Origin of the sequence: Streptococcus mitis (assembly GCF_047464945.1) — a bacterium.
GTDB classification, from domain to species: Bacteria; Bacillota; Bacilli; order Lactobacillales; family Streptococcaceae; genus Streptococcus; species Streptococcus mitis_EA.
Window position 1 is genome coordinate 295,134 of sequence record NZ_JASHAX010000002.1, and the last position, 13,258, is coordinate 308,391.

The 13,258-nt window shown below is 35.7% G+C and carries 8 protein-coding genes and 1 other annotated feature; all 8 genes read left to right on the top strand.

Annotation, left to right across the window (positions count from 1 at the left end; genetic code table 11):
* Position 1: 1 nt before the first annotated feature.
* Positions 2–1,750: an ABC transporter ATP-binding protein gene (locus QM424_RS04090; RefSeq protein ID WP_414393152.1), complete on the top strand. Its 1,749-nt coding sequence runs from the start codon at positions 2–4 to the stop codon at positions 1,748–1,750.
* Positions 1,751–1,851: 101 nt separating this feature from the next.
* Positions 1,852–3,111, top strand: coding sequence for a TRZ/ATZ family protein (locus tag QM424_RS04095; RefSeq protein ID WP_414393154.1), 1,260 nt, complete (start codon positions 1,852–1,854; stop codon positions 3,109–3,111).
* Positions 3,112–3,185: 74 nt separating this feature from the next.
* Positions 3,186–3,321, top strand: a sequence feature (ribosomal protein L10 leader region).
* A gap of 38 nt (positions 3,322–3,359) precedes the next feature.
* Entirely contained in the window at positions 3,360–3,860 is a 501-nt protein-coding gene (gene rplJ, locus QM424_RS04100; protein ID WP_001287277.1) for a 50S ribosomal protein L10, read from the top strand.
* Positions 3,861–3,932: 72 nt separating this feature from the next.
* Complete coding sequence (gene rplL / locus QM424_RS04105) at positions 3,933–4,301, top strand: 50S ribosomal protein L7/L12 (RefSeq protein ID WP_001196965.1); 369 nt, start codon at positions 3,933–3,935, stop codon at positions 4,299–4,301.
* A gap of 261 nt (positions 4,302–4,562) precedes the next feature.
* The gene (locus QM424_RS04110; RefSeq protein WP_414393156.1) at positions 4,563–9,263 is read left to right on the top strand and encodes a DEAD/DEAH box helicase; all 4,701 of its coding nucleotides are present in this window, start codon (positions 4,563–4,565) and stop codon (positions 9,261–9,263) included.
* 1 nt (position 9,264) lies between these two features.
* Positions 9,265–9,957: an SMODS-associated NUDIX domain-containing protein gene (locus QM424_RS04115; protein ID WP_414393159.1), complete on the top strand. Its 693-nt coding sequence runs from the start codon at positions 9,265–9,267 to the stop codon at positions 9,955–9,957.
* A gap of 12 nt (positions 9,958–9,969) precedes the next feature.
* Positions 9,970–11,427, top strand: coding sequence for a nucleotidyltransferase (locus QM424_RS04120; protein ID WP_414393161.1), 1,458 nt, complete (start codon positions 9,970–9,972; stop codon positions 11,425–11,427).
* Between the two features lie 207 nt (positions 11,428–11,634).
* Positions 11,635–13,020, top strand: a complete 1,386-nt coding sequence (locus QM424_RS04125; RefSeq protein ID WP_414393163.1) for a hypothetical protein — start codon at positions 11,635–11,637, stop codon at positions 13,018–13,020.
* Positions 13,021–13,258: the final 238 nt, after the last annotated feature.

A 13,258-nucleotide genomic window follows, 5' to 3' on the forward strand; every position in this document is an offset into this window, starting at 1 on the left:
CATGAGACGACAAACTGCAAATCAAACACTCACACGTTTGGCCAAAGATTTATCAAGTCATCCTTTCCTCCTTTTCCTAGCCTTTCTAGGAACCATTGCCCAGGTTGCCTTATCAATCTACCTACCTATTCTGATTGGGCAGGTCATCGACCAGGTTCTAGTGGCTGAGTCTTCGCTAGTTTTTTGGCAAATTTTCATTCAGATGGTATTGGTGGTCATAGGAAATACACTAGTTCAATGGGCCAATCCTCTCCTCTATAATCGTCTAATTTTCTCTTATACCAGAGGCTTGCGAGAGCGAATCATCCATAAGCTCCATCGTTTACCGATTGCTTTTGTCGATCGGCAGGGCAGTGGAGAAATGGTCAGTCGTGTAACCACGGACATCGAACAGTTAGCAGCTGGCTTGACCATGATTTTTAACCAATTTTTTATTGGTGTCTTGATGATTTTGGTTAGTATTCTAGCCATGCTTCAAATTCATCTCCTCATGACTCTCTTAGTCTTGCTGTTGACGCCACTGTCTATGGTAATCTCACGCTTTATTGCCAAACGTTCCTATCATCTATTTCAGAAGCAAACAGAGACAAGGGGAATTCAGACTCAGTTGATTGAAGAATCTCTTAGCCAGCAGACTATTATCCAGTCCTTTAATGCTCAAACAGAGTTTATCCAAAGGCTACGTGAGGCTAATGACAACTACGCAGGCTATTCCCAATCAGCTATCTTTTATTCTTCGACTGTTAATCCTTCGACTCGCTTTGTCAATGCACTCATTTATGCTCTTCTAGCTGGAGTAGGAGCTTATCGTATTATGATGGGTTCCACCTTGACCATTGGACGTTTAGTGACCTTTTTGAACTATGTCCAACAGTACACCAAGCCCTTTAACGATATTTCTTCAGTTCTAGCCGAATTGCAAAGTGCCTTGGCTTGCGCAGAGCGTGTCTATGCTGTCTTAGAAAGTCCTGAGGTGGCTGAAACAGGTAAGGAAGTCTTGACTAGTGACCAAGTTAAGGGAGCTATTTCCTTTAAACATATCTCTTTTGGCTACAATCCTGAAAAGATTTTGATTAAGGATTTATCTATTGATATTCCAGCTGGTAGCAAGGTTGCTATCGTTGGTCCGACAGGTGCCGGAAAATCAACCCTTATCAACCTTCTCATGCGTTTTTATCCCATTAGCTCGGGAGATATCTTGCTGGATGGGAAATCCATTTATGATTATAGTCGTGCCTCTTTACGCCAGCAGTTTGGCATGGTGCTCCAAGAAACCTGGCTCAAGCAAGGGACCATTCATGACAATATTGCCTTTTGTAATCCTGATGCTAGTCGGGAGCAAGTGATTGCTGCTGCCAAAGCAGCCAATGCAGACTTTTTCATCCAACAGTTGCCGCAGGGTTACGATACCAAGTTGGAAAATGCAGGAGAATCTCTCTCTGTCGGTCAAGCCCAGCTCTTGACCATTGCCCGAGTCTTTCTGGCTATTCCAAAGATTCTCATCTTAGACGAGGCGACTTCCTCCATCGATACACGGACAGAAGTGCTAGTTCAGGATGCATTTGCTAAACTCATGAAGGGGCGCACAAGCTTTATCATTGCTCACCGCTTGTCAACCATTCAGGATGCAGATATGATTCTAGTCTTAGTGGATGGCGATATTGTGGAGCATGGCAATCATCAGGACCTCATGGCTAGAAAAGGCAAGTATTACCAAATGCAGCAAGCTGCCGCTTTTAGCTCTGAATAATCCATTCTCTTTTGAAAGTTTATGGACGAAAAAAGTTGCCTTCGGGTGACTTTTTTGTTACAATAGCTAGAAAAAATCAAGGCCTTAGAAGGAGAAAAACAATGAAAGTCTATCAGCATGTAAATATCGTGACTTGTGATCAAGATTTCCATGTTTATCTGAATGGAATCTTAGCAGTTAAAGATTCTCAAATAGTCTATGTCGGTCAAGAGAAGTCAGAGATTTTAGAGCAAGCTGAGCAGATTATCGACTATCAGGGAGCCTGGATCATGCCTGGTTTGGTTAATTGCCATACCCATTCTGCTATGACAGGTCTGAGAGGAATTCGAGATGATAGCAATCTCCATGAATGGCTCAATGACTATATCTGGCCAGCAGAAGCTGAGTTTACTCCCGACATGACTACCAAGGCTGTCAAAGAAGCGCTGACAGAAATGCTCCAGTCAGGAACAACAACCTTTAATGATATGTATAATCCCAATGGTGTGGAGATTGAGCAGATTTATCAGGCAGTGAAAGATTCCAAGATGCGTTGTTATTTCTCACCGACTCTTTTTTCTTCAGAGGAAGAGACAACTGCTGAAACTATAAGCAGAACTCGTGCAATCATTGAAGAAATTATTGGATATAAAAATCCAAATTTCAAGGTTATGGTAGCCCCACATTCTCCCTACAGCTGTGATAGAGACTTGCTGGAAGAAAGCATAGACATGGCAAAAGAGCTTGCTATTCCAATCCATATCCACGTGGCGGAGACCAAGGAGGAGTCAGGCATTATCCTGAAACGATACGGCAAACGTCCCCTCGCCTTTCTAGAAGAACTGGGCTATTTAGATCATCCGTCTGTCTTTGCTCATGGGGTAGAATTAAACGAGCGAGAAATTGAACGTTTGGCAACTTCTCAAGTGGCTATCGCCCATAATCCTATCAGTAACCTCAAACTGGCCTCAGGAATCGCTCCAATCATCCAACTCCAAAAAGCAGGAGTGGCAGTAGGAATTGCGACAGATTCGGTTGCTTCCAATAACAATCTAGATATGTTTGAGGAAGGACGGACTGCAGCTCTCCTTCAGAAAATGAATAGCGGAGATGCCAGCCAATTTCCTATCGAAACAGCTCTCAAGGCACTGACAATCGAAGGGGCTAAGGTCCTTGGAATGGAAAATCAGATAGGAAGTCTAGAAGTCGGCAAGCAAGCAGATTTTCTCGTTATTCAACCACAAGGGAAAATCCATCTTCAACCCCAAGAAAATATTCTCTCTCACCTAGTCTATGCTGTCAAGTCCAGTGATGTTGATGATGTTTATATCGCTGGAGAACAGGTTGTTAAGCAAGGTCAAGCCCTGACAGTAGAACTTTAAAAGAAAAATCACAAAAAATTTTAAAAAAGTTTGTAAAAATCTTGCATTCTTTTTTTGACTATGCTATACTTATATACGGTTTGAAAAAACTGCCTAAGACAGTAGGGGAGCTCGACTCATAAATATCCTACCGAGGACAAAACGTATCATGTAAAAAGAAGCGTATTGTACTTTCGTGTCTAGGTTTGGGCGCGTTTTTCTTTTGGAAAAATTCCCCAAGCAAAATAATAACGGAGGTGAACACACTAATGAGTGAAGCAATTATTGCTAAAAAAGCGGAACTAGTTGACGTAGTAGCTGAAAAAATGAAAGCTGCTGCATCTATCGTCGTTGTAGACGCTCGTGGTTTGACAGTTGAGCAAGACACAGTTCTTCGTCGTGAGCTTCGTGGAAGCGAAGTTGAGTATAAAGTCATTAAAAATTCAATCTTGCGTCGTGCAGCTGAAAAAGCTGGTCTTGAAGATCTTGCATCTGTATTCGTTGGACCATCTGCAGTAGCATTTTCTAATGAAGATGTTATCGCACCAGCGAAAATCTTGAACGACTTTTCTAAAAACGCTGAAGCACTTGAAATCAAAGGTGGTGCAATCGAAGGCGCTGTCGCATCTAAAGAAGAGATTCTTGCACTTGCAACTCTTCCAAATCGCGAAGGACTTCTTTCTATGCTCCTTTCTGTACTTCAAGCGCCAGTGCGCAACGTTGCTCTTGCAGTCAAAGCGGTTGCAGACAACAAAGAAGACGCAGCTTAATCTTAAGTTACGCAGCGTAGCCTAGCTACGAAAATCTATTATAAATTTAAAACATATTTGGAGGAAATAACAATGGCATTGAACATTGAAAACATTATTGCTGAAATTAAAGAAGCTTCAATCCTTGAATTGAACGACCTTGTAAAAGCTATCGAAGAAGAATTTGGTGTAACTGCAGCTGCTCCTGTAGCTGTTGCTGCAGCTGGTGCTGCTGACGCTGGTGCTGCTAAAGATTCATTCGACGTTGAATTGACATCTGCAGGCGACAAAAAAGTTGGCGTTATCAAAGTTGTACGTGAAATCACAGGTCTTGGTCTTAAAGAAGCTAAAGAACTTGTTGACGGTGCACCAGCACTTGTTAAAGAAGGCGTTGCAACTGCAGAAGCTGAAGAAATCAAAGCTAAATTGGAAGAAGCTGGAGCTTCAGTTACTCTTAAATAATAGAGTATCGCAATTTGATTGCGGAAGCCTAGTAAATCAAGGTTTTAGAATTTCTTAGAGAGATTAATAATCGTAGGAATGATTTCATTCCCCACCAAAACCCCACCAAGATTAAATCTTGGTGGGGTTTTATTTTTTGTAAAAAATCATGGTATAATAAAGGAAAAAAGAATATTTAGGTAAGGGTACCCTTAATGTATTAGATAGTAATATACTAACACCATCAGTCATCCCTTACCTTTGAGGAGAAAGGTAACTAAGATGACTTTTGATAATCTAGTCGAACAAATCAATGGTTTAGCTGAAACTCAGCGTGATAGAGGTACTTATTTTGAATTTTTAGCCCGAGCATATTTCCAGAATGAACCAACTTACCAAAATGAATTTAAAAATGTATGGATGTTAGCTGATGTTCCTGCTGAATTTGGCATACCAAAAGCTGATATCGGTGTTGATTTGGTTGCGGAAAAATTTACTGGTGAATTAGTTGCTATTCAGGCTAAGTTTTATAATCATGCCATTCAAAAAGCCAATATTGATTCGTTCTTAAGTGAGCTTGGAAAAGACTATTATGAATCAGGAATTATAGTAGCTTCGACTGATAAATGGGGTAAAAATGCAGAAAATGCTCTGTCTGACAGAAGCGATGTTATTCGTATTGGTTTATCTGACCTAAGAAATTCTCGTATTGATTGGACAAAGTTCTCTTTTGATTGTCCAGAAGAAGTCACTGTAAAAGCCAAAAAGAAACCGAGATACTATCAAAGAGAAGTTATCAAATCTGCCTTAGAGCACTTTAAAGAGAATGACCGTGGTCAACTTATCATGGCTCCGGGAACTGGAAAAACATTTACCAGTTTGAAAGTGGCAGAAGCTATGGCTAAGGAAGCTGAACAAGAACAATATACGGTACTTTATCTTGTTCCTAGTATTCAACTCTTGACTCAGACATTAAGAGGTTGGAATAATGACACTGAGTTGACGATGTCCTCTATGGCTGTTACCAGTGATAGAAATGCTAGTCGTGGCACTGTTAAACAAGATGAATCAAATTTAACAATAAAAGCAAGCGATATTGGATATCCCGCAACCACATCTGCAGAGAAGGTTGTTGAAAATTATCAAGAGTTAATGGAATATCCCAAAAAAGAAATGTTAGTGGTTTTTGGTACTTATCAGTCTATTGATGTTCTTGGTGAAGCTCAACAAAACGGATTCCCAGAGTTTGATTTGATTATTGCAGATGAAGCTCACCGAACTACTGGAGCTAAAGCTTTAGGTGAAGAAGCTTCTGTATTTACTAAAGTTCATAGTAATTTAAACGTTAGAGGATTTAAAAGACTTTATCAAACTGCAACACCAAAATTGTATGGTGGAGATACTAAAAAGAAGGCAGAAGATAATTCAATTGTTATTTCAAGTATGGATGATGAAAGTCTTTATGGAAAGGTATTTTATCGTTTAGGATTCGGTGATGCCATTAGTCATGATATTTTAACAGATTATAAACTTATGGTTTTGGCAGTTGATGAAACTGTTATTCAGAAAGATATGCAAAAATCACTTTCTGACCCTGAAAATGGTCTTAATATTGATGATGTTGGCCGTATTATCGGTGTTTGGAATGGTATGATTAAGCGTGAGACATTCGCAGATAAAGTCTCTGGAGAGCCAATGAAGCGTGCCATTGCTTTTTCAAGAACAATTAAGGATAGTCAACGTCTTTCAGAACAATTTGAAAATGTGGTTAATGATTACCTTGATAGTGAAGAAGGTTATTCTGTTAATGTGCGTCATGTTGATGGTAGCATGAATGCTCTTGAGAAAAACGAAGCACTGGATTGGCTTGCAAGCGATGATATTCCAGAAGATTCTGCTCGCATTTTGTCTAATGTACGTTTCTTAACAGAGGGGATTGACGTTCCTAACTTGGACGCTATTGTCTTTTTATCACCTCGTAAATCTCAAGTTGATATTGTTCAAGCTGTAGGTCGAATTATACGTAAATTTGAGGGAAAAGAGTATGGATACATTATTCTGCCAATTGTGGTTCCAGCAGGAGAAACGCCAGAAACAATTTTGGATAATAACACAAGGTATGATGTTATTTGGCAAGTATTAAATGCCCTTCGTTCAGTAGATGAACGATTTGAAGCAACTATTAATAAACTAGAGTTAAATAAGAAAAAGCCAAAAAATATCCAAGTTATCGGAGTAGGTGGTGCACCAGATGACCCTAATTTCAATAATGATTTCAAGGGATATGCACCAGTTAACATTCAAACAGAATTAGAATTGGATTGGGAAGCAGTAGAAGGTGCAATTTATGGTAAGATAGTTCAAAAAGTTGGCGATAGACGATATCTAGAAGATTGGTCTAAGGATGTGGCGGATATTGCAAGACGTCATATTCAAGGAATTAACATTATTCTAGAGCAAAATTCTGAAAGTAAAAAATCATTTGATAAGTTTCTTCATAGTTTACAACATAACATCAATGAATCAATTGATAAGAACCAAGCAATTGAAATGCTTTCTCAGCATTTGATTACATTGCCTATTTTTGACACCCTTTTTGGGGAATATAGCTTTATCAAGAATAATCCTGTCAGTTCAGCAATGGAAAAAATTATTGATGAACTTTCTAAATTTGGCTTTGAAAAAGAGCAAAAAGAGCTGGAGCCTTTCTATGATTCTGTTCGTTTGCGTGCAGAAGGTATTGATAATGCACAAGCAAAACAAAAAATTATCATAACGCTCTATGATAAATTCTTTTCAACTGGTTTCAAATCAACGACAGAACGTTTAGGGATTGTCTTTACACCAGTTGAAGTTGTTGACTTTATTGTTAAATCTGTTGATGTTGTTTTGAGGAAACATTTTGGTAAAACTTTGGCTAGTGAGAACGTTCATATCCTTGACCCATTTACTGGTACAGGAACCTTTATTACTAGAACGCTTAACTATCTGAAAGAATTGATGGACAAGGGTGAGATAACTTATGCTGATATTTTAAGAAAATACACTCAAGAACTTCATGCCAATGAAATTGTACTTCTCAGTTATTATATTTCAGCGATAAATATTGAAGCTGTATTTGATGAGCTCAATGGAGAGAATCCATATCATCTATTTGAAGGAATTGTTCTGACAGATACCTTTGAATCGACTGAAATCGAAGATACATTAGATGACTCATTCTTTGGTCAAAATGATGAGCGTCTTAAACGTCAGAAAGATAAGACGATTACAGCTATTATAGGTAATCCGCCATATTCTATTGGTCAAACAAGTGCTAATGATAATAATCAAAATATTTCTTATCCTAAGCTAGATAGTCGTATTGAACATACTTATGTTGCTAATTCTAGTACATCATTAACTAAGGGGCTTTATGATTCTTATGTAAAAGCTTTTCGTTGGGCTAGTGACCGATTAGGCAAAAATGGAGTCATTGGTTTTGTAACAAATGGTTCATATCTTAATACAAATTCAGCTGATGGTCTACGCGCTGGTCTTTATAAAGATTTTAATCATCTCTACATTTTCAATCTAAGGGGAAATGCATTGGGAAACGGTGAGACTCGAAAAAAAGAGGCTGGAAATATTTTTGGTGCAGGAACTAGGACAACAGTAGCTATTTCTATTCTAGTCAAAGACGGTTCAGACAAACATGAACTTCATTATCATGATATTGGTGATTACCTATCACAAAAGGAAAAATTGAAAATTATTGAAGAATTTAGTGATATTTCTTCGATTGATTGGCAAACTATTCACCCTGATGACAATAATGATTGGCTTAATCAACGTGACCCTAATTATCAGAATTATGCTAGTATTGCAGGAGATGAGCAGTCAACATTTTTAAGTAGTGCAATTGGAATTGCAACCAACCGTGACACATGGGTATCAGCTTTTTCAAAAGAAATGGTTAGCCGAAATAGCCGACGCCTTATTGAGAATTATATGTCTGAGTTGAAAAGGCTAAAAAATATCTCTCCTGACGAACGTAAAGGTATTCTTAATCGAAAAGATGATTTTGTCAAGTGGTCAGTTAAATTAGAAGATTTAATTACCAAATCTAAGGAAATAAAATACTCACATGAACACCTACATTTGACAATGTATAGACCATTCACAAAAAAATGGCTTTATTATCAATATGAACTAGTAGAGCGTCCAGGTCAATATTATCGAAAATTTGGAGATAAAAATCTCGTGATTATGACAACTGGTAGAGGGACTAATCGTGATTTTTCAGCAATTGTAACTAATGAATTACCAGATATTCAGTCAATGATGAATGGTCAAGGTTTCATGCGTTATGATAATGAAGTGGATGAAACACAGCTTTTCCAATCTCATGATAATATGAACCAAGCCTTTGCGGATAAACTTGGTTTAAGCTTAAATGACACTTTTGCCTACGTTTATGGTTTACTTAATTCTCGTGAGTATCAAGAAAAATATGCTAATGACTTGAAGAAGGATTTGGCGAGAATCCCGATTGTCAAAGATAAGGAGCGCTATGTTGAAGTTGGTAAGGCTCTCATGGACTTACATCTTAACTATGAAGAAGTACCAGTTTATGAAGGTGTTGAAATAGTACCTTTAGTCAATCCAAGCTATAAGGTAACTAAGATGAGATTTGCTAAGAAACGTGATGAAAATGGTAGAGCTGTAAATGATTTATCAACTATAATATTTAATAATGATATTACGATTAGCAACATTCCTGAGAAAGCTTATGAATATGTGGTGAATGGACGCTCAGCAATTGAATGGATTATTGACCAGTATCAAGTGAAAACAGATAAAAAATCGGGTATAACAGATGACCCAAATGCTTACAGTAAAGATGAGAAATATATTTTTAATCTATTATTGAGAATTATTAACGTTTCAATTCAGACTGTAGATTTAGTTAATACACTACCTAAATTTGAAGTGGAGGAGTAAAATGATACAGGATATTTTTGTTAATCTGATTGTTGCATTTATTACTTTTCTTGCCTCAACTATTTTTCATAATAGATTAAGATTAAAAATAAGCTATCAATCACTGATTAGATGGAATAAAAATGTAAGATTGAGCTGTGCTTATCTTTTTCGAATAAGATATAATAACAAATACCTGTTAATAAGGGGGAATCGAATAGACCAATATCAGCCAATTGGAGGTGTTTATAAATACTACGATTCATTTAATGGGCTGAAGGAAAATCTAGAATTAAAAGATGAATCTGAAAGTCATTTTTATGAAAATGGTGATTTAAGACTAGTAACAACAGGCAAACATCTTGTAAAATTTCTTGACTGGTTTGATACGAAAAAGAATAGAGAAATTACGGTCATTAGGGAACTTATTGAAGAATTGGAACCATCAGGTATATCTATTGAAAATTTGATAAAACAATCACAGGTTGAATATCTAAAGACTGTAAAAGAACCTATTACGTTCTCAACTCACTTTCAAATGGACGAACTAAAAATCTTTGAAATTTTTGAAGTGAAAATACCAAAGGAAATACTGGATGATGTGTTAAAAAGTGAACATTATCTCCCTGTTAAAGCTGAAGATATAGAGAAGTCTTGTTTTACTAAAGATGGACTTTCTAAAAAAATTTCTACCACTGCTAGGTATATAGTTTAGGAGGAATGTAATTTGGTAGATATTGTAATCCCAAAAGAGATAAAAAGCCTCATTGAGGAGTTAGATGTTTCAGATTCTAAATATGAAAAAGCTACTCAGAGATATAATTCAATCGCCGACTATATCAAAAATTCAGAACTTAGTTTTTATAGACCTGATATATATTTACAGGGTTCATTTAAATTGGGGACGGCAATCAAACCTCTAACAGAAGATGGAGCTTACGATATAGATATAGTTTGTAACTTTACAGGTTTGAGAAGAGAAGAACAGTCTCAATTTTCTTTAAAATATGACTTAGGAAAAATTGTAAAAAGCTATGCTAAATCACAATCAATGTCTAACGCCCCAGAGGAAAGTAAGCGATGTTGGACATTAAAATATGTTGATGAGAACAATTTTCATATAGATATTTTACCGTCAGTACCCTTAAATGAAAAGGATGATGGGTATATAGCTATCACAGATAAAAGTAATAATAACTATTATGAAGTATCTACTGATTGGGAAACAAGTAATCCTAAAGGATATGCTAAGTGGTTTAGAGATATCTCAAAATTTTCTATATATCAAGAAGAAGTTGCTAAGAGATTTTATGCTTCCATTGAAAAAATTCCCGAATATAAGATTAAAACACCATTGCAAAGAATTGTACAGATTCTGAAAAGACACGCTGAGGTTTGTTTTGCAGATGATATTGAGCATAAGCCAAGCTCTATCATCATTACTACTTTAGCAGCAAAACAGTACCAGTCTGCCAGTTCGTATAACAGTGACTTTTGGGATATTATGAACTATGTTATAGAACATTTGAAAGATGGAATAGAAATAAGAAATGGAAAGCCTTGTGTTTATAATCCTGTAAATGAGGAAGAAGTTCTTTCAAGCAAGTGGGATAAAGATAGCAGTTATTTTGAATTCTTTAAAATTTGGTTACAACAATTAGAATCAGATTTTAATGTCAGAAATCATAATTTATCTTATTCTGATAAAATCCAATATCTCAGGAGAAGTTTATTTAGAGATTTTGAAAATCAACTACCAATCACCAGTGTAAGTTTAATACCACACCACCAGAAGTCACAATGGCTAAATCTTTCAAAAGAAGAAGTATCAATTAAGGCAAAGTATTTGCATTCTGGATTTAGATGGAAGGAAATTAAAAGCGGTACGATATTAAATAAACATGGAGATTTGAGATTTGAAGTACAAGCTAAAAGATTAAAAGATTACGAAATATGGTGGCAAGTTACTAACACAGGTAAAGAAGCTGAAAATGCAAATTGTTTAAGAGGTGATTTTTATAATTCAGAATTAATTGAGGGGAAGAAAGTTAGAAAAGAGAGTACTCGTTATGCGGGACGTCATTATGTTGAAGCATATCTAGTAAAAAATGCCATATGTTATGGGAAAAGCTCACCGTTTGAGGTTAATATCGCTGATGATTTTTCACTTGATTTTCTAAGATAGAGGAGGATTTTCGAATGATGATTTATTTTTATATTGTCTTTATTTTACAGGGTTCACCTTCTAATTTTTCTATATTTTAATTAAGTAGTCTAGGAAAATACTCGATTCAATCAAGAATAAATTGTTATATCTTGATAGTGATAACTTGGTTATGGAGTTGTTTGGCCTGACTGAGGCAGAAAACTAAGGTATAAGAGGGAGGAAATAGTGTTTAATTTTGAGACTGAGTTAGTTGAGTCTATTTCTAAGCGTTGTACGGATTTAAGAAGTAATAGTAGCTTTAGGCAAGACGATATTGCAGATAAATCAGCAATCAGCAAAATTGAAAATATGAAATATAATGAGGGAGATAATTTCATAACTCATACAGTTCTAGAGGCTTACGAAATAACTTTTAATATAAGTAAGGAGGAGATTATTTTCGGGTCAGAATCAGAGTTTGAGGAATTGTTACTAGGGTTCTTTAATAACATGTTTAGGCTTGTATCTAGAAGAAATTTAGATGTTGACATGCACAGATATAAAAAAGGTGCATTTAGTCAATTAGATATAAAACTTCAAAGAGCCGTTATTGCTTTAGCTAATTTTTTTGGAGAATACAACATTCAAAGGTATAATTTTTTGAAGTCTGATGAAACTTTTATGGATTGTGTAAATAAGGAATGGGATAAGACAATATATATTGGAGGGAAGGGTTACAATATTGGTAGAAATTGTAGTTCTAAACCCATTAATGAAGATACTGTTATTGATATTGTCGATATGGAAGAAAAATTATGGATGATTTGTAGTGACAAATTTATACGTTCATTTCGCCAATACTTAGCAAAAAACTTATTTAATGATTTTAAATATTCATCCATGAACTCTGTTATCTATTCGTGGGTTGAGGAACAGTTTATTCAGCATATTGTTCCAGATGTTGTTGAAAAATTGAAGAATAATAGTATATTTAAAATTGGTATCATGGTTAAGGATTTAATTGAAAGATTTTTATATGAGGATATACCTGAGTCATATCAAAAAACTATACCTCTACAAATAAAAAGGGAAAAATCTGTAGAAATAAATTTGAATAATGATTTTGAAAAATTCAATTTAGATACTGAACTTAAGAGAAAAGAACGTGCAGAATTATTTGAAAATTTGTTAAAGAGCGGTAAGTTCTTAGTACTTTCTGATGAAGAGAAAGAAGAGTATGAAAAGATTGGTATAATAATTAAAGAAGTTCCAGAATATATTGAAACGCGTGAAGTTGATATAGATGCTATTATTGACCAAGCGATAGTCACAAAATATTGGGGAAAATCAACTTCGGTTCCAATTTCTACTATTGAATCTAGTCCAATTTATCGAAGCTCTGATTTTAATTCATTTGAAGAAATGAGGGCTTTTGACAGGGATTGGTATGATTTTACGCATTTCACAAATATGAATATTCCAGGATATTTTACAAATAATAGCCAAATTATGAGTAGGTGGCAAGCTCGACTGAATGAGGAAATTCATGAAGCTATAGAAACATTTATTATTATTCAAAATAATTTATTACGCCTCGTAACAGAAAAAGAACTTAGACGCTTTTCAAAATAGGACTGATTTAATTGATAGATTAAGTCAGTCTTTTTTATTTTCTCAAGTTGTTGATAAATTTGTTTTGTTGTCAAAAAAATAACAATCCGTTCAACAAATATGGTTACTAAATTTATCATAAAATTAAATCATCAAAGCACAGCAAGGCTTTGATGGTGACCAATCAAAAGAGTTGCAAATCTTTTGATTCTCTCGTTAGGAAGTTGCTGATTCTTAACGGTTATAAAATAAAGGAAAT